Source organism: Parviterribacter multiflagellatus (assembly GCF_056863265.1).
On sequence record NZ_JBXPIZ010000010.1, the window covers coordinates 274,023 to 298,759 of the forward strand.

Sequence of the window (24,737 nt, forward strand, 5' to 3'; positions counted from 1 at the left end):
CGCTAGTCGGCCGGATCGCAGGAAGGCTTGAGGGCCTCCAGCATGGCCTCGCGCGCCCGCTCGAGCTGCGTCTCCAGACGGCCGTCGACCTCGCCGGCGGCGGTCCGCACGATCGCTCCCCCGCGACCGACGCGGCGCTCCGCCTGGACCTCCAGCTCGCCGATGCCGCCGAGCTCGGCCTTCAGGCCGGCCGCGGCCTCGCGCAGGATGTCGAGGTCGTCGGGATGCACCATCACGAGGACGCGGTCGCGCTCGAGCAGCCGGCGCAGCCCGCCGCGGACGACGTCCACGACGTGCTCGGGCTTGGCCTCGATCGACGCGCCGAGCGCCTTCTCCGCGATGCGGAAGGCCAGCTCGATCGCCTCGCGCTCGACGGCCTCCGCCGTGCGCGAGCGCTCGTCGGCGAGCGCCTCCTGCGCGGCGGCCAGCGCGGCGACGTGCGGCGCGAGGTACTCCTGCGCCGACGCGATGCCCTGCGCGTGCCCCGCCTGGAAGCCCTCCTGGCGGGCGGCCTCGCGGATGGCGTCGGCCTCGGCGCGCGCGGTCTCGATGATCGCGGACGCCTCGGCGAGGCGGACGCCCTCCTCCTCGGCGGAGAGGACCTGGATCTCCTCGAGCTGGTCGAACTCGAAGACGGCCGAGCTAGACAACCTCGTCCTCCCCGGCGGCGCGGCCCAGGACCAGGTCGCCCTGCTCCTCGAGGCGGCGGATGATGGACACGATCCGGCCCTGCGCCTCCTCGACGACGACGCGGCGCTGCGGCGGCTGGAACTCCATCTCCTCGCGGAGCATCTCGGCGCCGCGCTGGGACATGTTCTTGAGGACCTTCTCCTTGACCTCGTTCGGCACGCCGCGGAGGGCGAGCGAGAGGTCCTTCTGGTCGACCTCGCGCAGCACGAGCTGCACGTGGCGGTCCTCGAGCTTGACGACGTCCTCGAACGTGAAGAGGAGGAGGCGGATCTGCTCGGCCAGGTCGGCGTTCGACTCGGCGAGGCGGTCCAGGATGTTCCGCTCCGTGGGGCGGTCGGTGTGGTTGATGATCTCGGCGAGCGCCTTGACGCCGCCCGAGGAGGAGTACTCCTGCGTGATCACCGACGAGAGCTTCTGCTTGATGATCCGCTCGACGACGTGCAGGACGTCCGGCGAGATCTCGGCCATGTTCGCGACGCGCGCGGCGACGTCGGCCTGGACCTCCGGCTCGAGCTCGGACAGCACCTGGGCGGCGAGCGTCGTGTGGAGGTTGGCGATGACGAGCGCGATCGTCTGCGGCGACTCGGACGCGAGGAACGCGATGATCTGCTCCGACGGCGTCTTGCGCAGGAACTCGAACGGCCGGCGCTCCATCGTCGCCGACAGGCGGGCGATGATCTCGGCGGCGCCCTCGGGCCCGAGCGAGCGCTCGAGCACCTCGCGGGCGAACGCCACGCCGCCCTCGGCGTAGAGCTCCATCGCGTCGGCGGTGGCGACGAACTCGGTGAGGACGGCCGTGCTCAGCGCCGGATCGACGTGCTTGAGCTTTGCCATCTCCAGCGAGATGATCTCGATCTCCTCCGGCGGCAGGTGCTGGAGGATCTCCGCGGCCTGCTCCGGGCCGAGCGACACGAGCAGCGTCGCGGCCTTCTCGCGGCCGCTGAGGCCGTGCGGCTTCGTTGCCTCGAGGTCGGTGCCGGGCATCGCGATCATCTCGGCGCCGGTGGCGTCCGGGGCGACGGGCAGGGCAGCCATCACGCGTCCTCCGCCATCCAGGCGCGCAGCTGCTGCGCGACCTTCTCAGGCTCCTTCGCGGCGATCTCCTCCGCGCGGCGGCGGATGTCGTTGCGCGGACGCTCGAGCTGCGCGGTCGGCGCGGTCATCCCGCCCTCGAGCGCGGCCAGCGGCTGCGGCGCGGTGATCTCGCGGAGCCAGACCGGCTCGCCGAGCGCCTGGCCCTCGCGCTTCTTCAGCGAGCGACGCACGAAGAAGAGGAAGAGCAGGGTCGCGAGGCCGAGGCCGCCCCACTTGATGTAGCCCATGTAGTCGGCGATCGGGTCGGCCTTCTCGGTGGTCTCCTCCTTGACGAAGGGGACGGCCGAGGTGGTGATCGTGTCGCCGCGGGCGGCGTCCACGCCGGCCGCGCTGGCGATCGCCTGCTGCAGGTTGGTGCGGACCGCGGCCGGGACCGACGCGTCGACGACGACGCCGATCGACTGGCGCTCCACCTGGCCCTGGGCGAGCTGCGTGGTGCGCTCGGTCAGGTCGACGGCGTTGTCGCGGTTCTCGGTGTTGCGCTCGTAGTTGGACTCGCCCGCGCCGGCGCCGTTCGCACCGGCGTAGCCCGGGACGTTGGTGGCGGTCCCCGCGGCGCCCGCAGCGCCAGCGGCGCCGGTGCCCTCGAGGGTCTCCTCCTCGGTCTGCTCCTTCAGCGGGGTCGTCCGGTCGCCCCACTTGCGGGTCCGCTCCTCGGCCTTGTCCATGTTGAGCGTGGACGAGACCTGGATCTGGCCCTTCTCGGCGCCCACGGTGCGGGCGAGGATGGCGTTGAGCTTCGCCTCCATCTGCTGGTTGTAGCGCTGCTCGGCGGCGAGCTTGGCGGTGGCGCCGTCGCCCCCGGCCCCGGCCTCCTTCGGCCACAGCATCGCGCCGGCGCCGTCGGTGATCGTGACCTTGTCGAGCGCGAGGCCCTCGACGGACGAGGAGACGAGCTGCGCGATGCCGCGCACGGACGCCGGGTCCATGCCCGCGGACGAGCCGCTCAGCAGCACGGCCGCGGTGGCCGGCTTCTTGTCCTCGGAGAAGAGCGCGTCCTCCGGCATCACGAGCTGGACCTTGGCGCCGTTGACGCCGTCGACCTGCTGGATGGTGTTGGCGATCTCGCCCTCGAGCGCGCGCTGGTAGTTCACCTGCTGCTGGAAGTCGCTCGTGCCCATCTTCTGCTTGTCGAAGAGCTCGAAGCCCGGCTGGCCCTTGGCGCCGGTGAGGCCCTGCTCGGCGAGCGCGATGCGCGCCGTGGCGGTGTCGGCCGGCAGGACCGCGATGGCGGTGCCGCCGTTCTCGATCTTGTAGGCGATGCCCTTCTCGTCGAGGGCGGCGGTGATCTTGCCGGTCTCGGAGGGATCGGCGCCCGAGACGAGCGTCGAGTAGGACGGCGCGGTGGCCATCTTGAAGAGCAGGAAGAAGACGACGATCGTGACGATCGCGCCGCCTGCGAGGCCGATCTTGGCCTTCGTGGAGGAGTTCTGGATGAGGGGGACGAGCTGGCTCACGGGGGGACGTGCCTGTTCGGTGGGGCTGTACGCCTAGGAGTCGGACGCTGGCCGCTAGACCTGAGTCCGGAACACTTCCTGGAACGCCTCGACCGACTTGTCGCGGAGCGTCGCGGCAAGCTGCATCGAGAGCTGGGCCTTCTCCACGGCCATGACGACCTGCGAGGCGTCCTGCGCCTGGCCGGTGGCGAGCGCCTGGCTCTGGGCCGCGGCGTCGGTCTGCAGGGCCTGGAGGGAGCCGAGCTGGTCGGAGAGCATCGAGCCGAAGCCGCCGCCGGAGGCGCCGTCCGCGCCCGCGACGCCGTCGACCGGCGTCGTGCCGTCGGTCTGCAGCGAGGGGCCGACGACGTCGGTGCCGGGCTGCGCGATGGACCAGTCGGGGCCGCCGATGCCGGCGGCGGAGATCGCTTCGATCGGCATCAGCGGAGGATGTCGAGGGTCTTGGAGAACATGGACTTCGCCGTCTGGATGGCGGTGACGTTCGCCTCGTAGCCGCGCGAGGCGGAGATGAGGTCGACCATCTCGGTCACCGAGTTGACGTTCGGCATCTCGACGTAGCCCTCGGCGTTGGCGTCCGGGTGGCTGGGGTCGTAGACGAGCTTGTTGGGCGCGTCGTCCTGGACGACGCCGGCGACGGAGACGCCCTTGGCCTGCGAGGTGCGGCCGCCCATCGCGGAGGTGAGCATGTTGCCGAAGGTCTGGCCGTTCTCCTGGAGGACGACCTCCTTGCGGCGGTACGGGTTGCCGTCGGCGCCGCGCGTGGTCTGGGCGTTCGCCAGGTTCTCGGCGGTGACGTCCATGCGCAGGCGCTCGGCCGTGAGGCCCGAGCCGGAAGCGTTGATCGCGTCGAACAGTCCCATGGCTAACGGCCGCCGATCGCGGTGCGGAGGATGGACGAGCGGCTCTTGGTGACCGTCGCGAGCGCCTCGTACGTGAGCGAGTTCTCGGCGAGGCTCGTGGCCTCCCGGTCGACGTCGACCGTGCCGCCGTCGGCGCGGACGCTGCCCTCGCCGGTGGTCTGGATCGAGAAGGTCGTGCGCTCGAGGGCGGGCTTGCCGCCGGCCATGGCGCGCTGGAGCGCGCCCTGGAAGTCGACGTCCTTGCGCTGGTAGCCGGGGACGTTCGCGTTGGCGAGGTTGTCGCTCAGCGCGCGCTGGCGCATCGCCGCGCCCGAGAGGGCGCGTTCGAGGGCGACGGACGTGATGTCGAACAGGGGCAAGGGAAGGATGTGTGGTTGAGGGGCGGACGTCCGTGTCCGGTCCTTCGCCACCCTTCCGTGGGCGACGATCCGGTCATCGGTCGGACCGGTCGCGACTTGAGGAAGTCGCGCTACGCGACGCGGGCGTAGGCCCGCATCGCGTCGCCACGCTGCGGCGTGGCGTTCATCTTGCGGCGCGTGACGACCATCGCCGCCTGCAGGGCGGCCGTGGTCGCCATCTGGAGGCTCGCCGCGCGCTCGAGGTGCGGACGGGCCGACGCCGGCGGGGTCGCCGGCAGGGAGGCGACGAGCTCGCGACGCTCGGCGGCGAGGGCCGCCAGCTCGTCGTAGCGCTCGTCCGCGACCATCGCCTGCTCGCGCTCGGCGAACGTCACCAGCGCGGCGTAGGGATCGCCGCCGGGCGTCATGCCGCCTCGCGGCCCGCGATCTGGGCCCAGGAGTCGCGCAGCTCGCTCATCATCTCGACGACGGTGTCGATCTTGTCCGCGTCCTTCTCGATGCGGGCCTCGCGCAGATGCGTCTGGAAGAAGAGGTAGAGGTCGCGCAGGGAGGTCGCGATCTCGCCGCCCTTGTCGTAGTCGAGCGTCGCCAGGAGCTGCGCGATGATCGCCTCGCCGCGCTGCATGGCGGTGTTGGTGCGGGAGATGTCGCCCGCGCGCATCGCGGCGCTGGCCTGACGGAAGAACCGGCCGGCGCCGTCGTACAGGAGGACGACGAGACGGCCCGGGGAGGCGGTCAGGATGTCGTTCGAGGCGTAGGACTGCTGGGGAGCGGCGTAGGCGGCCACGGTTACTCCGTCGTCGGGGGACTGGGGTGACGTTCAGGTGATCGGCCCAGACCGGCTCGGATTGAGCCGGTCTGGACACCTGATCGGCGCGGTTGCGCCGGGAGGAGGAGCCCTAGCTCCAGGAGGGCAGCGAGTTGACCTGGCCCGAGAGCCAGGACTGCTGCGACTGCGAGTTGCTCAGCGCCATCTCCATGGCGGTGAACTGCGCGCGGTAGCGCTCCTCGATCTTCTCGAGGCGGCGGTCGAAGTCCTCGATCCGCGTGGTGATGCGCTTGATCTCGCTGTCCGACCCGTCCTTCGAGCGGGCGATGTAGCCCGTCGCGGACTTGTTGACCGGGTCGACGACCTTGTCGATGGCCTGCGAGAGGCCGTCGATGCCGCTGCCGCCGAGCGCGTTGCGGACGGCGTTCGGGTCCGCGGTCAGCGCCGCGGTGAGCTTGGTCGCGTCGAGCGAGATCTTGCCGAGCTTGCCGTCCGCGGTCGTCGTGCCGGACTCGGTCGCCTTGGCGACGCCGATGCCCAGCTCGGTGAACGAGTCGAGCGTGCCCGGCGTGCTGTCGAGCTTGGTGACGGTCGAGCGGAGGTTCGACAGGAGCGACTGCAGCTGCGAGTCGCCGCGGAGGATGCCCTTCGCCATGTCCGTCTGCGACTTGGCGTCCTTGACCTTCTCCTCGGTCAGCTTGGTGTTGATCGTGTCGATCGCCGCGTTGTACGCGGTGACGAACGCCTCCACCTTGCCCTTGACCTTGTCGGCGTCCGCGCCCGGGGGCGTGATCGACAGGGTCGAGGAGCCGACCGCCTTGAGCGTCAGCTGCACGCCCGGGAGGCCGCCGGCCTCGACGACCGACTTGTTCGTGTCGGTCTGCCGGACGCCGTTGACCTCGTACTGGGTCATCTGGCCGGTGACGAGCTTGCTCGTGTCCTCGGTCAGGCCGGAGGCCGAGATCGTGTTGCCGAGCTCGCGGCTCGTCATGACGATCTGGCCGTTGACGAGGCCGGCGTAGACGCCCACGCCCTCGGTCTCGTTGATCTTCTTGACGGCCTCGGCCGCGTCGGCGGTGCCGGTCAGGTCGACCGCCTTGCCGTTGATCGTCACGTTGCTCGCGCTGTACGCGAACGTGCGCTGCTCGGCCCGGGCCAGCTGGAGGACGTTCACCGTCACGTTGCCGGCGGGGGCGCCGGTGCCGGTGACCGAGGCGGCGACCTTCGTCTCGTCGGACGAGCTGACCTTCTGCACGTTGCCCCACGTGAGGGTGGAGCGCAGGTCCGTGACCGCCGTCGACAGCGCGCGGAGCTGCCGCGCGACGTCCTCGAAGGCGCTCTTGCGCGCCTCCTCCTTCGTCTGCTGCTTCTGCAGCAGCGTCTTCGGCTGGGCCTCGAGCGCCATGAGCTGCGTGATCATGGTCTCGGTGTCCAGCCCGGAGGCCAGACCGCCCAGGCTTATGCCAGCCATGGTTGCTCCCTTCCAGCGGCGAGCGCCAGGGCTTCGGTCGGCGGGATCTGCCGGAGCAGCTTCCCATCGCCGTCGAAGACCTCGATGCGCATGCCGGTCTCGGTCATTTCGAAATGCAGGACACGGTCGGCGGCCCGCAGCTCCTCGTACGCCCGCGCGGCGGCCTGGACGGCCTCCAGCGCGGCCTCACCCGGCGTCTTGGGCTCCTCGATCTCGGTGATCGCGGGCGCCTGCGGGCCGGTGAGGCCCGGGTACGCGGTGACCTCGGCCGCGGGCACGGGGCCCGTGGTCTCGGGCACGGTCAAGGTGGTGGGTGCGGGAAGCCTGGGGATCGACATGTCCGGTGCCTCTGACATCGGCTGAGCCGCTCCGTTCTGAATCCGACGTTCGTCCGCCGCGTCCGCTAAGCGGCAGACGGCAGAAGCGCCAGGATGTGGGACGCCTGGGCCTGGTTCGGCTCCAGCTCCAGGGCCGCCTCGGCGAACTCGCGAGCGTCGGCGGCGTTGCCGCCGTGCGCGGCGACCTGGGCCAGGCCGGCCAGCGCGGCGGCGTCCGGACCGGCGATCCGGCACGCGGCGGCCCACTCCTCGGCGGCGGAGTCCAGGAAGCCCCGGCGCAGGTACATCTGCGCCAGGTGCTCGTGGCGGTCGCGCGCCGGGAGGCCGACGATCCGCTCGGCGAGCGGCGCGAGCGCGCCGAAGGCGTCGAACTGCTCGACGCGCAGCAGCGCCTCGAGCGAGGTGAGCAGGAGCGGGAACGCGCCGGCCGTGATGGCGGGCGCGGCCGCGTCGGTCAGGCCGGCGTTGCGCGCCCACGCGGTGAGCAGCGCCAGGTCGGGCGCGTCGACGCCCGCGGCGGAGGCGCGGTCGAGCGCGGCGGCGGCCTGCGCGGCGTCGCCCTCGACGATCGCGGCGAAGGCCTGCGACGTGACGGCGGCGGGCGCCCACGGCGAGCCGGTCGCGACGGCGGCGGCGGTCGCGGCGGCCTCGGCGAACTGCGACTGCGCCAGCAGCGCGTCGGCCAGGCCCACGCGGGCGGCGTCGTTGGCGGCGTCGACGGCGAGCAGGTCGCGCAGCTCGGCCTCGGCCGCGGCCGGGTGGCCGGCGGCCTGGAAGGCGGACGCGAGCGCGAAGCGGACGTCGGTGCTCGGCGCCGGCAGCACCGCGGTGACGGCGGCGGCGACGGCGTCCGGCGTCTGGCCGTTCGCCAGCATGACGGTCGCGAGCGGGTCGACGGTGGCGAGCACCTCGGGGTGGTCGGCCAGCGTCTGCTGCAGCAGCGACTCGGCGGTGGCCAGGTCGCCCTGCGCGGCGAGCACGCCGGCGAGGTCGATCGCGGCCAGGAACGTGCCCGAGCCGACCTGGCGGACGTAGCTCGTCGGCGCGTCGCCGAGCTCCAGGCACTGGATCAGCAGCGCCTTGGCACCGTCGAGGTCGCCCTCGGCGCGCGCGGCGGCGGCCTGCACGTAGACGAGGTCGGTGAAGCCGGGGAACATCTGCAGGCCGCGCTGGGCGATCGCGACCGCCTCGGCCGGCCGGCCGGCCTGGTTGAGCGCGTCGGCGTACCGGGCGGCGAGCGACGGCGCGAACGGCTGCTCCTCCGGGATCGGGTCGGCGAGCAGCAGCGCCCACGCGCGCTCGAACTGCTCGACCGCGTCCGCGGTGCGGCCGAGGCCGGCGTACTCCGAGCCGAGGTTGTAGTGGACGAAGTGCGTCGGCTCCTCGCGGACCTGCTGCTCGAGCAGCTCGAGGTTGCGCGCCTGCTTGGCCTTCTCGGCCTGCGTGGTGGCGAGGTAGCCGTCGTGCTCGATGCGCACGGCGCCGCCGGCCTCCAGGCGATCGCCCGGGACGGCGTGGAAGACGTTCTCGTGCACGCGCCCGCGGAAGCGGTGCTGCGGGCGGTTGCGGAACAGGCGGAGCGCCTCGTGGACGACGACGTGCGCCTGCTTCTCGCTGCCGACGCGGTTGTGGATCGGCAGGCGGTAGCCCTCGCGCCACGGCTTGCGCGTCAGCTCCGTGAGCTGCGCGGCGGCGTCCGGCTCGAACCACTCGTCGGCGTCGAGGAAGAGGATCCAGTCGGAGGTCGCCGCGTCGAGCCCGACGTTGCGCGCGGCGGCGAAGTCGTCGGTCCAGACGTGGTCGAGGACCGTGGCGCCGTGCGCGCGGGCGATCTCGACGGTGCGGTCGGTGGAGCCGGTGTCGACGACGATCAGCTCGTCGACGACGCCCGCGACGGAGCTGAGGCAGCGGTCGAGGACCTTCTCCTCGTCCTTGACGATCATGCAGAGCGCGATCGTCTGCGGCGCGGTCGGCCGCGCGCGCGGCGCGAGCTGCTCGGCGCGCTTGGAGAGCTCTGGCACGTCGCGCGCGAGCTGCGGCGCGAGCGCGATCTTCACGCCGGCCTTGCGGGCGCGCTTGAGCGCGCGGAGGTTCGTGTCGACGTGCGGCAGCGCCGGGTCGAGGTCGCGCGCGGCGCGGAACAGCGCCTCGGCGCCGCGGTAGCCGCCGAGCTCGTACAGGGCGACGGCGGTGAGGTTGAGGACCACGGGCTCGGCGGGCGTCTGCGCGAGCACCTCGAGGCCGAGCGTCGCGGCGGCGAGCATCGCGGTCGCGGCGGCCTGGCCGGTGCGCTCCATGCCGGCGTGCAGCGCCTCCTCGACCAGCGCCTTGCGCGCGCCGTGGCGGCGATGGGCGTCGGCGATCTCGGCGGTGCGCGCGACGAGGGCGCGGAGCGTCTCGGCGTCGCCCGCGGCGATCGCGGGGCCGGCCTGCGCGACGAGGTCCGGGCCGGTGACGGCGGTGAGGGCGGGAGCGGGGGCGGGGGCCGGCGCCGGGGCGGCGGCGGTGCCCGTGGGGGACGTGTCGAGCAGTCGGAGAGCCACGTCCCGGTGGTCGGACGAACCGCCCGCCGCTTGAGGACGGATGTTCTACGCGGCGAGGGCCGCCAGCACGCGCTGCGCGGCGGCGTCGGACGCGTCGAGCTCGACGGCGGCCTCGGCGAAGTCGCGGGCGTCGGCGGCGTTGCCGGCGGCGGCCGCGACGCGGGCCAGGCCGGTGAGGGCGCGGGCGTCGGGTCCGCTCTCCTGGCAGGCGGTCGACCACTCGTCGGCGGCCGACTCCAGCGCGCCGCGGCGCAGGTACATCTGGGCCAGCTGCTCGCGCAGCTCGCGCACGTCGATGCCCGACAGCGTGCCGGCGAGCGGCAGCAGCGCGGCGAACGCGTCGAACTGCTCGACGCGCAGCAGCGCCTCGAGGTACGTGAGGAGCGGCGGGAGCGAGGCGGCGGTCAGCGGCGGCTGCCCCGCGCCGGCCCACGCGACGAGGAGGTCGCGCTCGTGGCGCGCGACGGAGGTGGTGTCGAGGCGCGCGACGGCGGCCGCGATCGCGGGCTCGTCGCCGGCGACGATCGCGGCGAAGGCCTGCGTCGTCGCGGCGAACGGCGCGAGGAGGTCCCCGTCGGCGATCGCGGCGGCGGCCTCGGCGGCCTCGGCGAAGCGCGACTGCGCGAGCAGCGCCTCGGCCAGGCCCAGGCGCGCCGGGGTGGCGGCCGGGTCGGCGGCGACGATGGCACGGAGGTGCGCCTCGGCGGCGTCGGCGACGCCGCGCTCCTGGAACGCGGCGGCGAGCGCGAAGCGCACGTCGGTCGTCAGCTCGCCCACGCGCTCGGTCACGACGCGCACGACGTCGTCGGCGGACGCGCCGGTCGCGAGCAGCGCGGCGGTGAGCGGGCCCACGGCCTCCAGGTGGAACGGTGCGTCGGCGAGCGTGTCCTGCAGCAGCGTCGCGGCGGCCTCGGCGTCGCCGAGCGCGACGAGCACCTCGCCCAGCTCGGTGGCGGCCAGGAACGAGCCGGCGCCCACCACGCGCAGGTACTGCGCGGGCGCGTCGCCGAGCTCCAGGCAGCGGCCGAGCAGCGTCGCGGCGTCGGCGAGCCGGCCGTCGCCGCGGGCGACGAGCGCCTGCTGGCGGACGAGGTCGGTGAAGCCCGGGTACAGCTTCAGACCCTGCTCGGCGATCGCGGCCGCGTCGGCGTAGCGCTCGGCGTGGCGGAGCGTGTCCGCGTAGCGGACGGCGAGCGACGGGCCGAACGGCTGCTGCTGCGAGCGGCTGTCGCCCAGCAGCAGCTCCCACCCGCGGGCGAAGTGCCCGATCGCGGTGTCGAACCGGCCGGCGACGGCGTACTCGGAGCCGAGGTTGTAGAGCAGGAAGGCGGTCGGCGTCTCCTCGCGCAGCTGGCGCTCGAGCAGCTCCAGGTTGCGGCGCGACTTGTCCTTCTCGTCGCGCGTCTTGGCGAGGTAGCCGTCGTGGTCGATCCGCAGGTGCGACGCCTCCAGGCGCTCGGGCGCGTCGGCGGGCATCGAGCGGCCGACGTTCTCGTGCACGCGCCCGGCGAACCGGTGCGTGGGGCGGTTGCGGAAGAAGCGGAGCGCCTCGTTGACCACGACGCGCGTGTCGCCCGGCGTGCCGACGAGGTTGTGGATCTCGAGCGTGAAGCCCTCGCGCCAGCCGCGGCGCGTCAGCTCCTGCAGCCGCTCGCGGTCGTCCGCGGCGAGCTCCTCGTCGGCGTCGAGGAAGAGGATCCAGTCGGAGGTCGCGGCCTCCAGGCCGACGTTGCGGGCGGCGGCGAAGTCGTCGTTCCACACGTGCGTGAGGACCGTCGCGTCGTGCGCGCGGGCGATCTCCACGGTGCGGTCGGTCGAGCCGGTGTCGACCACGATCAGCTCGTCGACGACGCCGTCGACGGACGCCAGGCAGCGCTCCAGCACCGTCTCCTCGTCCTTGACGATCATGCACAGCGCGATCGTCTGGCGCTCGCCCGGCTTGGCGCGGCGCGCGAGGTCCAGCGCGCGGCGCTCGACGTCGCCCAGGCGGGCGGCGACGGCGGACGGGACGTCGACCTTCAGCTTGCGCTTGCGGCGGCGCTCCAGCTCGGCGAGGTTCGCGGCGACGTGGTCGAGCGTGGGATCGAGCGCGACGGCGGCCTCCAGCAGCGCCTCCGCGCCGCGGACGGCGCCGATCTGCGCCAGCGCGAAGCCGGCCATGCCGAGGAGCGTGGGCTCGGTCGGCGCGGCGGTGAGCACGTCGAGCGCGACCTGCACGGCGGCGAGCATCGCGGTGGCGGCGCCGGCCGGGGTCGTCTCGCGGCCTGAGGCCTCGACGCCCAGCTCGATCAGCGTGCGGCGCGCGACGTAGCGGCGGTGCGCGTCCTCGATCTCCGCGGCCTGCTGGACGCACGCGCGGTACGTGTCCACGTCGCGGTCGGCGAGCGCGCGGGCCGCGCGGGCGACGACCTCGCGATCGTCGAAGTTCGGGGTGGCGGCGGCGGGCGCCGGCGCGGGGGAGGCGGAGTCGAGCAGGCGGAGGGCCACGTCCGGATGGTCGGTCGAGCGCGCGGGCGCTTGAGTCGACGGATGTCGGACGGTGTCAGCTCCCTACCTCAAGACGCGGCGGGTTCGTGCCGATGCGCACCGCGTCGTATGGCGTCCGCGTCCCCGTACCCCACCCTCCCCGCCGCCTCGCCGGCCGTCCTGTGGCGCGAGTACCGCCGCACGGGCGACGTGCGCCTGCGCGACCGGCTGGTCTTCACGCTCGCGCCGCTCGTCCGCCACGCCGGCCCTCCTGCGCCCGCGCCGGACGCCGCGGAGCGGGGCCTGGTCGCGCTGCTGCAGGCGGTCGACGCGTACCGCCCCGAGGCGCACGGCACGCTCGAGCACTTCGCCTGGACCCGCGTCGAAGCCGCGCTGGCGCCCGCGGCCTAACGGCCGGGCAGCGAGCCGCGCGCGCGCCGGTCGAGCGCGTACGCCCACGCGAGCGTCTCGGCGACGGCGACCCACAACTCCTCCGGCACCTGGTGCCCGAGCTCCAGCCCGCCGAGCGCCTCGGCCAGCGCCGCGTCCTCGCGCACCGGCACGCCGGCCGACCGCGCCTCGGCGATGATCCGCTCGGCCACCAGCCCGCGCCCGGTCGCGGTGACCGTCGGCGCGCTCGCCTTCGTCGCGTCGAAGCGCAGCGCGGTCGCACGCTGCCCGGGGTTGCGCGGCCGCTCAGACACGGACGTCCACCCGATCCCGCCGCGTGGCGACGTGCACCTCGACGGGCACGCCCATCGCCCGCGAGAGCGCGGCGCGCAGCTCCTCCGCGTGGGTCTCGGCCAGCTCCACGGAGGTACCGGGCGGCGCCTGCACGCCGGCCACCAGGCCCTTGCCGGTGAGCACGAGCCGCAGGTCGAGCCGGCCCAGCACGGGCGAGTCGTACTGCAGCGTCACGGCCTTCGCGCCCGCCGGCTTGCCGTCCGGGCCGGTCGGTTCGTCCCCCTCCACGCGCACGCGCGCGTCGAGCTGCCCGGGCAGCGGCACCGGCACCAGCGGCGTCGTCAGCGGCGGGCCGACGGCCGGGTGCCCGGGCGGGCCCGGCTGCGGCTGCGGCCCGGACGGCGCGCCGGCCTGCGCCTGCGCCTGCGAAGACTGGATCTGCGTGTGCGCGTGGACGCCCGCGGCGTCGGTCGGCGGCTCGACGACGCGCATGACGACCGCCTGCGCGTTGACCTCCGACACGGCCAGCCGCAGCCGCTGGCCGGCCGCGACCTCGTTCGGGAGCTGCGCGACGAGGATCGCCCCGCCGAGGTTGAGCAGGCCGTGCGCGCCGTGGCGCTCGACGACGCGGCCCATCATCGTCGTCCCCGGCGTCAGCCGCAGGTCGGGGAGCATCCCGCGCAGGAGCGTGGCGCTGACCTGGATCGGCTGCATGGCCAGAAGGATGCCGATCCGGCGCCCGAAGCCTCAAGCACCCGGACGAGAAGCCGACCATCGGTGGGACATGGACCGTGGCCTCTACATCGCTGCCTCGGGGATGATCGCCGAGCAGGTCCGCCAGGATCTGCTCGCCCAGGATCTCGCCAACGCCTCCACGCCCGGCTACAAGGGCGACCGCGCAACGCAGAGGACGTTCGACGAGGTCCTGCTCAGCAACACGCGGACCGGCCAGCAGGTCGGCTCGCTGGGGCAGGGCGTCGCGATCGATCGCCAGGCGACCGACTTCACGCCGATGACGACCAAGCAGACCGACGAGCCGCTCGACTTCGCCATCCGCGGCGACGGCTTCTTCGCGGTGCAGGGTCAGGACGGCGTCCGCTACACCCGCAACGGACGCTTCACCGCCGACGCGAACGGCGTGCTGCGCACCCAGACCGGCGAGGCCGTGCTCGGCCGCAACGGCGGCCAGGTGAACGTGGCCGCCGACGGCCGCGTCAACCCCGCGCAGCTGCGCGTCGTCACCGTCGACGACCCGACGAAGGCGGGCGAGGGCCTGTACGCCGGCCAGGAGGGCGCTGCGGTCAACCCGCAGATCGTCGTCAGCGGCCAGCTCGAGCAGTCCGGCGCCGACCCGGCCAAGTCGATGGTCGACATGATGGCCTCGATGCGCGCCTTCGAGGCGAACCAGCGTGTGATCCGCACGATCGACGAGACGCTGGACAAGGCCGTCAACCAGGTCGGTACCACGCGCTAGCGACCCCATCCGTCCATCGGGCGTCCAGCCGGTATCAAGACCGGCGCCCGGCGTCCGATGGTCCTGGACGAGACGAGGAACCCGAACGGCTGGACCGCACTGCGGAAGCCGGGTTCCGACCCCAAAACCCGATCCCCCACTCCCGGAACGTGCTTCAAGGCCTCTACTCCGCTGCCGCCGGCATGGCGACGCAGCAGCAGCGCATCGACGCGGTGTCCAACGACGTCGCGAACGTCTCGACCGCCGGCTACAAGGGCACGAAGCTCGCGTTCCGCGACCTCGCGTACCGCGAGGCGGACACGGGCAACGGCGTCCGCGCCGGCGCCGGCTCGGCGGCCATCGACATGGGCCGCACCTCCGCGGCCGGAGCCATCGAGATCACCGAGCGCCCGCTCGACGTCGCCATCCAGGGCAACGGCTACCTGCCGGTGCAGCGCCCGGACGGCACGCAGGCGCTGACGCGCAACGGCGCGCTGCAGATCAACGCGCAGCGCCAGCTCGTCACCAACACCGGCGACCGCATCGTCCCGAACATCACCGTCCCGACCGACGTCGACGAGAGCAAGCTCTCGATCGGCAAGGACGGCACGGTCGTCGCCGGCGACCGGACGCTCGGCCGCATCCAGCTCCGCACGGTGCCCGCGCCGAGCAACCTGCAGTCGGTCGGCAACTCGCTCTACGTCGCGACGCCCGCCAGCGGCGCGGTGCAGAACGCGCCCGCCGACGCGACGCTCCAGCAGGGCGCGCTCGAGGGCTCGAACGTCGACATGGCCGGCGCCATGGTCGACCTGATGGAGGCCCAGCGCGCCTACTCGATGGCGTCCAAGGCCGTCCAGACCCAGGACCAGCTGATGGAGATCGCGAACGGGGTCCGCCGATGACCACGCCGATCTCCGCCGCCGGCGCCGTCCAGGCGCCGCTCACCGCGACCACCGACGCGGCTGCCACGCAGCAGGGCGAGGGCGCGGCGAAGAAGACCGAGACGTCGAAGCATGGCGAGGCGTTCGAGCGGATGCTCGTCGGCCAGCTCACCAAGACGCTCATCGACAGCGCGCTGCCGGAGGACTCGACGTCCGCCGCGACCGCTGCCTACAAGGACATGCTGCCCGACGCGCTCACCGAGGCGCTCATGTCGGGCGGCGGCATCGGCCTGGCCAAGACGCTCGAGGAGGGGATGAAGTGAACGCCGTGATGGGCCGCGCCGTGCTGGCGCACCTCGACGCGCAGATCCAGTCCGCACGTCACCTGCTCGACCTGATCCTGCAGCAGGGCCGCGCGATCAAGGCGCGCGACGTCGAGAGCGTGCTGACGCTCCTCGCCGGCATCCAGGCCGAGGTCGAGCGCCGCACGCACCTCGAGGCCGCCCGCACCGACCTGCTGACCAAGGCCGGCCAGGCGCTGGGCATCCCCGCCTCCAACGTGACGATGTCGCAGCTCGTGACGCTGATGCCGCCCGCCGAGGCGCAGGCCGCCCAGGCCCGCTCGACCGAGCTCACCGGCCTCCTCAACGAGGTCGCCCGCGAGCACGGCGTCAACCGCGCGCTGATGCGGCAGGAGCTGACGTTCCTCTCGCACCTGACCCGCCTCGTCGGCGCGGGCGAGCCCGAGACCGGCTACCGCCCGCCGGCCCAGCCGAGCGCGATCTCCACGACCGTCCCGCGCGCCGCCGGCGCGACCCGCCTCCTCGACCTCAAGGCCTAGGGCTCAATGAACGTCTCCACCTTCTTCGGGCTCCAGACGTCGCTGCGCGGCCTGCTCGCGCACCAGCGGTCGCTGGACGTCACCGGCCACAACGTCGCGAACTCGTCGACGGTCGGCTACTCCCGCCAGGAGGCGGTGCTCAGCACGACCGACGCGCTCCACCTGACCGCCGGCCAGCTGCCGGACGGCTCGGGCGCGTTCCTCGGCTCGGGCGTGCAGGTCGAGCAGTACCGCCGCATCCGCGACGGCTTCCTCGACGTCCAGTACCGCGCGCAGAGCACGGTGCTCGGCGACGCCGAGACGAAGGCGCGCGCCATGGAGGGCGTCGAGCTCGCCATCGCCGAGCCGGGCGACAACTCCGTCTCCAAGGCGCTCAGCGAGATGTGGTCCGCCTGGACCACGGTGAGCAACGACGCGCCGAACGACCCGGCGCGCCAGGTGCTGATCGACAAGGCCAAGGGCGTCGCGCTGGCGTTCCAGGAGGTCGACACCCAGCTCAAGTCGCTGCAGTCGCAGGCGCAGGCCGAGTTCGACGCGCTCACGAAGTTCAACCCGGCCACCGGCGAGTACGGCGAGGTCGGCCAGATCGCGAACGAGCTCGCCGCCATCGGCGAGACGATCCGCAAGGCGTACCAGATGGGCGAGACGCCCAACGACCTGCTGGATCAGCGCGACCTGCTGCTCGACAAGCTCTCGGCCCTCGGCCAGGTCCAGACCGCGGAGCTGCCCGACGGCGGCATGCGCGTCATGTTCGGCGGCGCGGGCACCCCGCTCGTCGACGACAGCCTGATCGACAACCCGGCCACGCCGGGCGACGACCGCGTCTCGTTCGACCCGACGGCGCTGCTGTCGCCGGGCGGCAAGCTCGGCGCGCTGAAGTCGCTGGCCGAGCCGGGCGGCGCGATCGACAGCTACCGCACGGAGCTGGCGGCCGCGGCCAAGTCGCTCGCCGACACGGTCAACGCGATCCACTCGCAGGGCCCGTCGGGCGAGGACTTCTTCGGCTTCGACCCGGCGCAGGGCGCCTCCGGCCTGACGGTCCTCCAGACGAAGGCCACCGTCCAGGTCAACCGCGACGGCACCGCGAGCGGCGCCGACATCGCCCGCGAGATCGCGGCGTTGCGCGGCGGCGCGTCCGACAAGGCGTACCAGGTGTTCGTGTCCCGCGTGGGCTCGGAGTCCAAGCAGGCCCAGCGCACGCAGGCGAACGCCGAGACCCTCCTCACCGCCGTCGACGACCGCCGCCTCTCCGTGAGCGGCGTGTCGCTCGACGAGGAGATGACCAACCTCATCCGCTTCCAGCGCGGCTACCAGGCCTCGGCCCGGACGATGTCGACGCTGGACGAGATGCTCGAGACCCTCATCAACCGCACGGGCCGCGTCGGCCTCTAGCTCCGAACCGCCATGGCTACTCGCGTCAACTCGCTCATCACCTCCCGCCGCGTCCTCAACGACGTGCAGCTGGCGTCCATGAAGCTGACCAAGACCCAGCAGCAGCTGTCGTCGGGCAAGCTCCTCACGCGCGTCTCGGACAACCCGTACGCGACCGGCCGCGCCATCCAGCTGCGCGACACGATGGAGCACACGCAGCAGCTGCAGCGCAACGTCGTGGACGGCCAGGGCTGGGCGGACACCACCGACGACGCGCTCGAGTCGATCAACGCGGCCGTGCAGCGCGCGCGCGAGCTCGTCATCCAGGGCGCGACGGACACCGCCGGCGGCAGCCCGCGCGAGCGCATCGCGACCGAGATCACCGGCCTGATCGACTCGATCAAGACCGCCGCGAACGTCAAGTACGCGGGCCGCTACATCTTCTCCGGCACCGACACCGACACCGAGCCGTTCACGGTCGGCGGCGCGGACACGTTCAACGCGGCCAACACCGATCCGATCCTGCGCGAGATCGGCCCCGGCGTCAACGTGCAGATCAACGTCAGCGGCGAGGACGTCCTCGGCGACGGCACCACCGGCCTGCTGGCCACGCTGCGCGGCATCGTCGCCGACCTGAACGCGGACAACGGCCCGGCGCTCCGCGCGCGCGTGGCCGAGCTCGACGACGGCCTGGACAACCTGAACGCCGTGCGTGCGCAGGTCGGCTCGACGACGAACCGCCTGGAGAGCGCCGAGACGCGCCTGCAGGAGTTCGAGGGCACGACGCTCGGGATCCTGACCGAGACCGAGGACGTCGACTACGGCAAGGCCATGATCGACTTCTCGATCCAGCAGTCCGCGCTCCAGGCGGGTCTGCAGGCCGGCTCGAAGATCGTGCAGAACTCCCTGCTCGACTTCCTCCGCTAGGCCGCTCCTCTATCGTGAGGGCGGCCCATGGCCGCCTTCACCTTCACCTCCAGCCGCTTCGGCACGGTCGAGGTCGAGCCGGACGCCGTCATCACGTTCCCGCGCGGCCTCATCGGCCTCGGCGGGTCGCGCTTCGCCGTCATCGGCGGCGAGGCCGACGCGATCGTGTGGCTGCACTCCGTCGACGATCCCGACCTCGCGGTCCCTGTCGCCAGCCCGTGGTCCTTCTTCCCCGACTACGCGGTCGACCTGTCCGACGACGAGGCCGAGCGCCTGGGGATCTCCTCCCCGGACGACGCGCGCGTGCTCGTCGTGGTGCGCGTCGGCGAGACGGCGCAGGAGTGCTTCGCGAACCTGAAGGCGCCGATCCTCGTCGCCGGCGGCCAGGGGCACCAGGTCCTCAACGAGGCGGACGCGCCGCTGCGCGCGCCGCTGATCCCGGAGGGGTAGCGCCCGTGCTCCAGCTGACCAGGAAGCCGGGCGAGACGATCGTCATCGGCGAGAACATCCGCGTCTCGGTCATCCAGATCGCCGGCGGCGCCGTGCGCATCGGCATCGACGCGCCGCGCGACGTCTCGATCTACCGCGAGGAGATCTGGGACGCGGTGAAGGACGAGAATGCCGCCGCCGCGTCGGCCGCGCCTGCCAAGCTCCCCGAGGGGCTCAGCGGCGCGCAGCCCGGGCCAGCCGCCGGTTGACCGGGCCGGTGGCGTGCGCGCCACCGGCGATGCCCGGCGCCGTGCCGTTGCGCTGCACCTGCGCGATCGCGCTGACCGCCGCCGGCGCGATCGGCGCCCACGGGGTCGCGGGACGGCCGAGCAGGAAGCCCTGGCCGAGCTTGACGCCCAGGGCCGCGAGCGTGCTCAGCTCTCCCGCCGTCTCGATGCCCTCGCAGCAGACGTCGGCGTTGATGCGGCGCGCGAAGACGACGAAGAACTCGATCAGCGCGGCCTTCGCGCTGTCGCTGTCCACCGACGACACGAGCGAGCGGTCGAGCTTGATGATGTCGGGCTGCACGCGCATGATCTGCTGGAGCCCGGCGTAGCCGGCGCCCGCGTCGTCGATCGCGATCCGCGCGCCGCGCGCGCGCAGCTCGGCCAGGCCGGCCTCGAGCGCGCCGTCCTCCGGCGCCAGCTCGTGCTCGGTGATCTCGACGACGACGTCGGAGAGGTCCTGCGGCAGCGAGGCGCGGACGACCGACGACGAGATCGCGGTCGGCGTGCAGTTGAGCGACAGGTACGTGTTCGGTGGGCGGTTGGGCGCGCGCAGGGCCGCGGCGATCGCGACGGCCTCGAGCTGCGGGCCCAGGCCGCAGCGGGCCGCCTGGTTGAAGAACGCGTCGGGCGTGCGCGGCGCGGATGCCGTGTCCTGCGGGAAGCGCGCGAGCGCCTCGTAGCCCATCAGCCGGCCGCTGCGGATCTCGACGATCGGCTGGAAGACCGGGACGACGGGCTCGGTGGACTGCAGCAGCGACTCGATCTCCATCCGCTCGGCGCGGGCGGTCGGCAGCGCGGAGGCCTGCTCGGGGTCGTACTTCTGCGTCCGCGCGCCGCCGCTCTTCTTCGCGACGCGGAGCGCGACCTTGGCCAGCTCGACGAGGTCGGACTCCGGGCCGGCCTGGGACGGGAAGCAGACGTAGCCGGCGCTGCAGGTGAGCTGCAGCTCGCGCGGGACGGCGCGGCCGATCGCGTCGCGGGCGCGGTCGCACAGGTGGCGGACGTGCGCGCCGTCCACGTCGCGCAGCAGCATCAGGAACTCGTCGCCGCCGGTGCGCGCGACCAGGTCGACGTCGCGGACGGCGCCCTTGAGCGCAGTGCCGACGGCCTTGAGGATCTCGTCGCCGCGCGAGCGCCCGCGCTCCTCGTTGATCTGCTTGAAGCCGTCGACGTCGAACGCGACGACCCCGAGGCTGCCGCCCTTGGTGGCCACGCGCTCCATGTCCGAGCGCAGCTGCTCGTGGAGCGAGCGGTCGTTGGCCAGGCCGGTCAGCGGGTCGGTCGCGGCGAGCTCCTTCAGGCGCTCGCGCTGGTGGCCGAGGAAGGCGACCGAGCGGTTGAACGAGTGGGCGAGGTCGCGGAACTCCCGCGCGCCCTCCGGTGTGACGCGCGTGTCGAAGTCGCCCTCCTCCAGGCCGCGCAGCGCGGTGCGGAGGCGGTCGATCGGCGACAGCGCGGTGTCGCGCAGGATCCAGGCGACCCAGAACCCCAGGCCGGCGGTGAGCAGGACCGCGATCGGGACGCCGAGGTACTGCAGCGGACCCGAGGCCCGGTCGACCGTCGCGAGGACGAGGCCGAGGGCGGCGACCAGGACGAGGAGGCCGAGGGCGACGGGGATCGCGACCTCGACGAGGAGGGGGCGACCGCGGTCGCCGGCTGATGTGGAGCTAGGACGGGGCATACGCGCTCGATGTCACGATCGGGCGCGCAGCCGCTGGCCTGAACTTGGGGATGGCGCGCCCGGACGTCTGTCTGACCGGCCCTTCCGGTGCCTGACGCGACGGGACGACGCCTACCGGCCTGGCGGCCTACCCGGCGATGTCCCGCCGCGCCAGGCATCCGGAATGGCTCGGTCAGTAGGTGGCTGGGGTGAGAACGACGACGGGCCGCCGCCCCCGCGAGGGGACGACGGCCCGGTGCCGGACGCTGCGGTGCGGCCGCGCGCCTACGCGATGGTGAAGCGGCCGACGAGCTCCTCGAGCTCGGCGGCGGTGGTGGCGAGCTGCTGCGCCGAGGAGGCGATCTCCTGGGCGCTGGCGCTCGTCTCCTGCGTGGAGGCCGAGACCTGCTCGGACGAGGCGCTGGACTCCTCGGCCACCGCGGCGACCTCGGTCATGTCGCTCTGGACCTTCGCCGCGGACGCGGCGATCTGCTGGACGGCGGCGGCGATCGCGTCGACGCGGCCGGTCATGTCGTCGACGGAGGCGCCGATGCGGCCGAAGGCCTCACGGGCCTGCTCGACGGTCGCGGCGCCCTCCTCGGTGCGGGCGTTGGTCTCCTCGACGACGGCGACGGCCTGCGTCGTCTCGCCCTGGATCTCCTCGACCAGCGTCGCGATCGTCGCGGCGGCCTCCTGCGACTCCTCGGCGAGCTTGCGGACCTCCTCGGCCACGACCGCGAAGCCGCGCCCCTGCTCGCCGGCGCGGGCGGCCTCGATGGCCGCGTTCAGCGCCAGGAGGTTGGTCTGGCCGGCGATGCCCGTGATCGTCTCGACGATGCCGCCGATCTGCTCGCTCTTCGCGGACAGCTGCTGCATCGCGGACGTCACGGCTCCCGACGACTCGCGCACCTGGCGCATCGCCTGGGTGGCCTGCGAGACGGCCTGCTCGCCCTCCTCGGCGACGCGGCGCGCCTCGGCGGCCGCGGCGGCGGTCTCCTGCGCGGAGGCGGCGGACGCCTCGGTCGCGTGCGAGACCTCCTCGGTGGCCAGCTTGGCCTCCTCGACGGAGCGGACCTGACGCTCGGCGCCCTGGGCGACGTCGCCCACGGCCTGCGCGATCTCGCTGACGGCGCGGCCGGCCTCGTCGGACGTGGCGGCCATCTGCTGCGAGGCCGACGAGAGGGTCGCGGCGGAGGCCGAGACGCCGGTGATGATGCCGCGGATGCCCTCCCGCGAGCCGTTGTAGGCCTGGACGGAGTGCACGACCTTGTCGCGGATCGCGTCGACGGCCTGCGAGACGCGGCCGAGCTCGTCGCTCGCGGTGTCGTCGATGCGCGCGGTCGTCGGCGTCACCTCGGCGGTGAGGTCGCCGGCGGCCATCGCGTCGAGGCCGTTCGCGAGGTCCGTGACGCAGTTGTCGCGCAGGTGGCCCAGCCGCTCGAGGACGACCTTGACCGGGCGCGTGACGGTGCGGGTGATGACGATCGCGAGCGCGATGCCGGCGACGATGGCCAGCAGCGTCACGATCAGCAGGAGCCGGTTGGCGCCCTTGGCGCTGTCGTGGGCCTCCTTGGCGGTCTGCGCCATGAAGGCGTCGACGCCCGCGTTGAGCTTGACGAGCGTGCCGTCGAGCTTCTCCTTGGCCGGCAGCACGGTGTCGCGGTAGAAGTCGCGCGAGCTGTCGCGCTCCTCGACGTTGTCGACCGTCTCCTGGCGCGAGCGCTCGATCGCGTCGGCGACCGCGGCGGTGTACTCCGCGCGCGCGGCCTTGGCCGCGTCGAGCTCCGGGCTGCCGCCCAGGCCGGCGTAGACCTTCTCGAGGCCGGCCATCGCGCTGTCGGACGCCTTGGCCGTGGTCGCGAAGTCGGCGACGAGGGCGTCCTGGGCCTTCAGGTCGCCGTCGAAGACGTAGAGGTGCTGGGTGACCATCGCGATGCGGTCGGCGGTGGCCGACTTGACGACGGCGACCTGCTTCTGCACCGCCGAGGCGCCGCTGAGGCTGTCGGTGTCGGCGTCGAGGCTGTTGAGCCCGGACCGGCCGGCGAGGGCGATCGCGATGCAGGCCACGCAGAGGAGGCCGAACGCGACGGCGAGCCGCGTTCCGATCGAGAGGTGTCTTATCCGTGACATGGGTGCTCCGGGTGGGTGGTAGGGGCGGGGCAGCGTCTGGCACGGGTGAGTCGGCGGGCTTGGACGATCGTTTATGTGCGAACGCGCCACGACGGCCGAAAAGGGCCATCGTGGCGCGAGTTCACACCGTTCTCCTACCGGGAACGCCCGTTCCGGGGCAGGGGTGCTCAGGTACTGAGCGTGAAGCGGCCGACGAGGCGTTCGAGCTCCTCGGCGGTCGCGGCGAGCTGCTCGGCGGACGAGGCGATCTCCTGGGCGCTCGCGCTCGTCTCCTGCGTGGACGCTGAGACCTGCTCCGTGGAGGCCGACGACTCCTCCGCGACGGCGGCCACGTCGGCCATGTCGGACTGGACCTTCTGCGCCGACGCGGCGATCTCCTGGACGGCGGCGGCGATCGCGTCGACGCGCCCCGTCATGTCGTCGACCGAGGCGCCGATCCGCGCGAACGCGTCGCGGGCCTGCTCGACGGTGGCGGCGCCCTCCTCGGAGCGGGCGGCGCCCTCTTCCACGACCGTCACCGCGCTGGCGGTCTCGGTCTGGATCTCCCCGACGAGCGTGGCGATCGACGCCGCGGCCGTCTGGGACTCCTCGGCCAGCTTGCGGACCTCCTCGGCGACGACGGCGAAGCCGCGGCCCTGCTCGCCCGCGCGCGCGGCCTCGATGGCGGCGTTGAGCGCGAGGAGGTTGGTCTGCTCGGAGATGGCGGTGATCGTGTCGACGATGCCCCCGATCTGCTCGCTCTTGGCGCCGAGCTGGTGCATGGCGCCGCTGACCTGGGCGGACGAGTCGCGCACGTGGCGCATGGCCTCGGTCGCGCGGGCGACGGCCTGCTCGCCCTCGACGGCGACGCGGCGGGCCTCGGCGGCGGCGGTCGCGGTCTCCTGCGCGGAGGCGGCGGACGCCTCGGTCGCGTGCGAGACCTCCTCGGTGGCCGACTTGGCCTCCTCGACGGCGCGCACCTGGCGCTCGGCGCCCTGGGCGACGTCGCCGACGGCGTGCGCGATCTCGGCGACGGCGCGGCCGGCCTCCTCGGAGGTCGACGCCATCTGCTGCGAGGCGCCCGAGAGCGTGCTCGCGTTCTGCTGCACGGCGCCGACGAGGTCGACGAGCCCGCCCCGCATGTCGCGGATCGCGGTGCCCAGCGTGTCCTTGTCCGAGCGCGGCGCGACCTCGGCGGCGAGGTCGCCGCCGGCGATCCGGTGCGCGTGGCCGGCCATCTCGCGGACGTACGCGGTCAGCTCGCCGAACGCGTCGGCCATCTCGCCGACCTCGTCCTTGCTGGTGACCTGGACGTCCTGCTCGAGGTCGCCGCGGGCGATGCCCTTGGCGGCCACGAGCACCTGGCGGATGCCGCCGGTGATGCGGCGGGCGAGGAGCGTGGCGATCGCGGCGCCGGCGACGGCGCCGAGGACGAGCAGCGCGATGAGGAACGAGCGGCTGCTCTCGTAGCCGCTGTGGGCCTCGGCGGCGGTGTCCTTGCCCAGCTTGCGCAGGGCGGTGAAGAGCTTCGTGTACGCGGCGCCCATGTCCTCGGCCAGCGCGATGCCCTGGGCGGCCATCAGCGCGTTCGCCTCGTCGACGCGGTCGCGGCGCGAGAGCGCGGCGACGGACTTGCGCATGTCCGTGTAGGTGGCGGTCTTCTCGCGCAGCTCGGCGAGCGTGGCCTTGTCGGCGTCGGTGATCAGCGCCGGCTCGACCTTGGCGAGCAGCGCGGCGACCTTCTCGTCGTTGGCGGCCATCCGCTCGTCGAGCTTGGTCTTGACGTCGGTGCCGTTGAGCAGGTGGCTGGCGAGCAGCGTGCGCGTCTCGTTGATCGTCGCGCGCGCGTCGCCCAGGTCCGCGAGCGGCGCGGCAGCCGTCACGTAGAGGTCGTTGGAGTCGTCCGCGACGTCGGCCAGCGACCGCACCCCGATCACGCCGACGGCGATCATCAGGAGCACGACGAGGCCGACCACGGCGAGGAGCTTGGTCTGGATGCGGAGCTTCATGGCCGCCCGGTGATCGGACGTCACCGACGGTCGTGGAT

General features: G+C 73.2%; 26 protein-coding genes. 9 read left to right on the top strand and 17 right to left on the bottom strand.

Translation table 11 applies throughout. The annotated features are described in order from the left end of the window. Positions 1-2 precede the first annotated feature (2 nt). The 12 genes from AC1UE5_RS21925 to AC1UE5_RS21980 all read right to left on the bottom strand — a co-directional run bounded on the left by AC1UE5_RS21925 (position 3) and on the right by AC1UE5_RS21980 (position 12,069). Positions 3-650, bottom strand: a complete 648-nt coding sequence (locus AC1UE5_RS21925; protein WP_482927568.1) for a FliH/SctL family protein — start codon at positions 648-650, stop codon at positions 3-5. After that, positions 643-1,725: a flagellar motor switch protein FliG gene (gene fliG / locus AC1UE5_RS21930; protein WP_482927570.1), complete on the bottom strand. Its 1,083-nt coding sequence runs from the start codon at positions 1,723-1,725 to the stop codon at positions 643-645. The genes AC1UE5_RS21925 and fliG overlap by 8 nt, the downstream gene beginning before the upstream one ends. Next, on the bottom strand, positions 1,725-3,242 hold the full coding sequence (fliF, locus tag AC1UE5_RS21935; protein WP_482927572.1) for a flagellar basal-body MS-ring/collar protein FliF: 1,518 nt from the start codon (positions 3,240-3,242) through the stop codon (positions 1,725-1,727). Before fliF ends, fliG begins: the two co-directional genes overlap by 1 nt. A gap of 54 nt (positions 3,243-3,296) precedes the next feature. Beyond that, positions 3,297-3,662 carry a flagellar hook-basal body complex protein FliE gene (gene fliE / locus AC1UE5_RS21940; RefSeq protein ID WP_482927574.1) on the bottom strand — a complete coding sequence of 122 codons (366 nt, stop codon included), beginning with the start codon at positions 3,660-3,662 and terminating at the stop codon, positions 3,297-3,299. Next, positions 3,662-4,102 (bottom strand): flagellar basal body rod protein FlgC, encoded by a 441-nt coding sequence (gene flgC / locus AC1UE5_RS21945; protein ID WP_482927576.1) that lies wholly within the window; start codon positions 4,100-4,102, stop codon positions 3,662-3,664. The genes fliE and flgC overlap by 1 nt, the downstream gene beginning before the upstream one ends. A gap of 2 nt (positions 4,103-4,104) precedes the next feature. Continuing rightward, positions 4,105-4,461 (bottom strand): flagellar basal body rod protein FlgB, encoded by a 357-nt coding sequence (flgB, locus tag AC1UE5_RS21950; RefSeq protein ID WP_482927578.1) that lies wholly within the window; start codon positions 4,459-4,461, stop codon positions 4,105-4,107. A 110-nt stretch (positions 4,462-4,571) separates the two neighbouring features. Next, complete coding sequence (fliT, locus tag AC1UE5_RS21955) at positions 4,572-4,868, bottom strand: flagellar protein FliT (RefSeq protein WP_482927580.1); 297 nt, start codon at positions 4,866-4,868, stop codon at positions 4,572-4,574. Continuing rightward, positions 4,865-5,248 (bottom strand): flagellar export chaperone FliS, encoded by a 384-nt coding sequence (fliS, locus tag AC1UE5_RS21960; protein ID WP_482927582.1) that lies wholly within the window; start codon positions 5,246-5,248, stop codon positions 4,865-4,867. The genes fliT and fliS overlap by 4 nt, the downstream gene beginning before the upstream one ends. A gap of 112 nt (positions 5,249-5,360) precedes the next feature. Further along, a complete protein-coding gene (gene fliD, locus AC1UE5_RS21965; RefSeq protein WP_482927584.1) occupies positions 5,361-6,701 on the bottom strand; it encodes a flagellar filament capping protein FliD in 1,341 nt (446 codons plus the stop codon). Further along, a complete protein-coding gene (locus AC1UE5_RS21970; protein WP_482927586.1) occupies positions 6,689-7,000 on the bottom strand; it encodes a hypothetical protein in 312 nt (103 codons plus the stop codon). The genes fliD and AC1UE5_RS21970 overlap by 13 nt, the downstream gene beginning before the upstream one ends. A gap of 104 nt (positions 7,001-7,104) precedes the next feature. Continuing rightward, positions 7,105-9,582 carry a glycosyltransferase gene (locus tag AC1UE5_RS21975; RefSeq protein WP_482927588.1) on the bottom strand — a complete coding sequence of 826 codons (2,478 nt, stop codon included), beginning with the start codon at positions 9,580-9,582 and terminating at the stop codon, positions 7,105-7,107. Between the two features lie 45 nt (positions 9,583-9,627). Continuing rightward, on the bottom strand, positions 9,628-12,069 hold the full coding sequence (locus AC1UE5_RS21980) for a tetratricopeptide repeat-containing glycosyltransferase family 2 protein (RefSeq protein ID WP_482927590.1): 2,442 nt from the start codon (positions 12,067-12,069) through the stop codon (positions 9,628-9,630). A 108-nt stretch (positions 12,070-12,177) separates the two neighbouring features. Here AC1UE5_RS21980 and AC1UE5_RS21985 point away from each other — a divergent pair, with 108 nt between their 5' ends. Continuing rightward, entirely contained in the window at positions 12,178-12,459 is a 282-nt protein-coding gene (locus tag AC1UE5_RS21985; protein WP_482927592.1) for a hypothetical protein, read from the top strand. Here AC1UE5_RS21985 and AC1UE5_RS21990 read toward each other — a convergent pair. Further along, complete coding sequence (locus AC1UE5_RS21990; RefSeq protein ID WP_482927594.1) at positions 12,456-12,752, bottom strand: EscU/YscU/HrcU family type III secretion system export apparatus switch protein; 297 nt, start codon at positions 12,750-12,752, stop codon at positions 12,456-12,458. The genes AC1UE5_RS21985 and AC1UE5_RS21990 overlap by 4 nt on opposite strands. Next, positions 12,745-13,446: a hypothetical protein gene (locus AC1UE5_RS21995; RefSeq protein WP_482927596.1), complete on the bottom strand. Its 702-nt coding sequence runs from the start codon at positions 13,444-13,446 to the stop codon at positions 12,745-12,747. Before AC1UE5_RS21995 ends, AC1UE5_RS21990 begins: the two co-directional genes overlap by 8 nt. 70 nt (positions 13,447-13,516) lie before the next feature. On the opposite strand from AC1UE5_RS21995, the gene AC1UE5_RS22000 reads away from it, so the two are divergent. The 8 genes from AC1UE5_RS22000 to csrA all read left to right on the top strand — a co-directional run bounded on the left by AC1UE5_RS22000 (position 13,517) and on the right by csrA (position 18,903). Continuing rightward, positions 13,517-14,206, top strand: coding sequence for a flagellar hook-basal body protein (locus AC1UE5_RS22000; protein WP_482927598.1), 690 nt, complete (start codon positions 13,517-13,519; stop codon positions 14,204-14,206). Positions 14,207-14,355: 149 nt separating this feature from the next. Continuing rightward, positions 14,356-15,087, top strand: coding sequence for a flagellar hook-basal body protein (locus AC1UE5_RS22005; protein ID WP_482927600.1), 732 nt, complete (start codon positions 14,356-14,358; stop codon positions 15,085-15,087). Then, a complete protein-coding gene (locus AC1UE5_RS22010) occupies positions 15,084-15,389 on the top strand; it encodes a hypothetical protein (protein ID WP_482927601.1) in 306 nt (101 codons plus the stop codon). The genes AC1UE5_RS22005 and AC1UE5_RS22010 overlap by 4 nt, the downstream gene beginning before the upstream one ends. Beyond that, positions 15,386-15,907 (top strand): flagellar export chaperone FlgN, encoded by a 522-nt coding sequence (flgN, locus tag AC1UE5_RS22015; protein ID WP_482927603.1) that lies wholly within the window; start codon positions 15,386-15,388, stop codon positions 15,905-15,907. Before AC1UE5_RS22010 ends, flgN begins: the two co-directional genes overlap by 4 nt. A 6-nt stretch (positions 15,908-15,913) precedes the next feature. Next, positions 15,914-17,299, top strand: a complete 1,386-nt coding sequence (gene flgK, locus AC1UE5_RS22020) for a flagellar hook-associated protein FlgK (RefSeq protein ID WP_482927605.1) — start codon at positions 15,914-15,916, stop codon at positions 17,297-17,299. A 12-nt stretch (positions 17,300-17,311) separates the two neighbouring features. Continuing rightward, positions 17,312-18,205 carry a flagellar hook-associated protein FlgL gene (gene flgL / locus AC1UE5_RS22025; RefSeq protein WP_482927607.1) on the top strand — a complete coding sequence of 298 codons (894 nt, stop codon included), beginning with the start codon at positions 17,312-17,314 and terminating at the stop codon, positions 18,203-18,205. 27 nt (positions 18,206-18,232) lie between these two features. Next, the gene (fliW, locus tag AC1UE5_RS22030) at positions 18,233-18,655 is read left to right on the top strand and encodes a flagellar assembly protein FliW (RefSeq protein WP_482927609.1); all 423 of its coding nucleotides are present in this window, start codon (positions 18,233-18,235) and stop codon (positions 18,653-18,655) included. 5 nt (positions 18,656-18,660) lie between these two features. Continuing rightward, positions 18,661-18,903 carry a carbon storage regulator CsrA gene (gene csrA, locus AC1UE5_RS22035; RefSeq protein WP_482927611.1) on the top strand — a complete coding sequence of 81 codons (243 nt, stop codon included), beginning with the start codon at positions 18,661-18,663 and terminating at the stop codon, positions 18,901-18,903. Here csrA and AC1UE5_RS22040 read toward each other — a convergent pair. From AC1UE5_RS22040 to AC1UE5_RS22050, 3 genes are all read right to left on the bottom strand, one after another. Then, complete coding sequence (locus AC1UE5_RS22040; RefSeq protein WP_482927613.1) at positions 18,869-20,602, bottom strand: EAL domain-containing protein; 1,734 nt, start codon at positions 20,600-20,602, stop codon at positions 18,869-18,871. The genes csrA and AC1UE5_RS22040 overlap by 35 nt on opposite strands. Before the next feature lie 264 nt (positions 20,603-20,866). After that, positions 20,867-22,711 carry a methyl-accepting chemotaxis protein gene (locus tag AC1UE5_RS22045; RefSeq protein WP_482927615.1) on the bottom strand — a complete coding sequence of 615 codons (1,845 nt, stop codon included), beginning with the start codon at positions 22,709-22,711 and terminating at the stop codon, positions 20,867-20,869. Positions 22,712-22,878: 167 nt separating this feature from the next. Further along, positions 22,879-24,699: a methyl-accepting chemotaxis protein gene (locus tag AC1UE5_RS22050; RefSeq protein WP_482927617.1), complete on the bottom strand. Its 1,821-nt coding sequence runs from the start codon at positions 24,697-24,699 to the stop codon at positions 22,879-22,881. Positions 24,700-24,737: the final 38 nt, after the last annotated feature.

Excerpts from the sequence above, each read along its gene's own strand:
- fliG (WP_482927570.1), bottom strand. The coding sequence starts at position 1,725 with ATGGCTGCCCTGCCCGTCGCCCCGGACGCCACCGGCGCCGAGATGATC.
- fliE (WP_482927574.1), bottom strand. The coding sequence starts at position 3,662 with ATGCCGATCGAAGCGATCTCCGCCGCCGGCATCGGCGGCCCCGACTGG.
- flgC (WP_482927576.1), bottom strand. The coding sequence starts at position 4,102 with ATGGGACTGTTCGACGCGATCAACGCTTCCGGCTCGGGCCTCACGGCC.
- fliT (WP_482927580.1), bottom strand. The coding sequence starts at position 4,868 with ATGACGCCCGGCGGCGATCCCTACGCCGCGCTGGTGACGTTCGCCGAG.
- fliD (WP_482927584.1), bottom strand. The coding sequence starts at position 6,701 with ATGGCTGGCATAAGCCTGGGCGGTCTGGCCTCCGGGCTGGACACCGAG.
- AC1UE5_RS21985 (WP_482927592.1), top strand. The coding sequence starts at position 12,178 with ATGGCGTCCGCGTCCCCGTACCCCACCCTCCCCGCCGCCTCGCCGGCC.
- AC1UE5_RS21995 (WP_482927596.1), bottom strand. The coding sequence starts at position 13,446 with ATGCAGCCGATCCAGGTCAGCGCCACGCTCCTGCGCGGGATGCTCCCC.
- AC1UE5_RS22000 (WP_482927598.1), top strand. The coding sequence starts at position 13,517 with ATGGACCGTGGCCTCTACATCGCTGCCTCGGGGATGATCGCCGAGCAG.
- AC1UE5_RS22010 (WP_482927601.1), top strand. The coding sequence starts at position 15,084 with ATGACCACGCCGATCTCCGCCGCCGGCGCCGTCCAGGCGCCGCTCACC.
- flgK (WP_482927605.1), top strand. The coding sequence starts at position 15,914 with ATGAACGTCTCCACCTTCTTCGGGCTCCAGACGTCGCTGCGCGGCCTG.
- flgL (WP_482927607.1), top strand. The coding sequence starts at position 17,312 with ATGGCTACTCGCGTCAACTCGCTCATCACCTCCCGCCGCGTCCTCAAC.
- fliW (WP_482927609.1), top strand. The coding sequence starts at position 18,233 with ATGGCCGCCTTCACCTTCACCTCCAGCCGCTTCGGCACGGTCGAGGTC.
- AC1UE5_RS22040 (WP_482927613.1), bottom strand. The coding sequence starts at position 20,602 with ATGCCCCGTCCTAGCTCCACATCAGCCGGCGACCGCGGTCGCCCCCTC.
- AC1UE5_RS22045 (WP_482927615.1), bottom strand. The coding sequence starts at position 22,711 with ATGTCACGGATAAGACACCTCTCGATCGGAACGCGGCTCGCCGTCGCG.
- AC1UE5_RS22050 (WP_482927617.1), bottom strand. The coding sequence starts at position 24,699 with ATGAAGCTCCGCATCCAGACCAAGCTCCTCGCCGTGGTCGGCCTCGTC.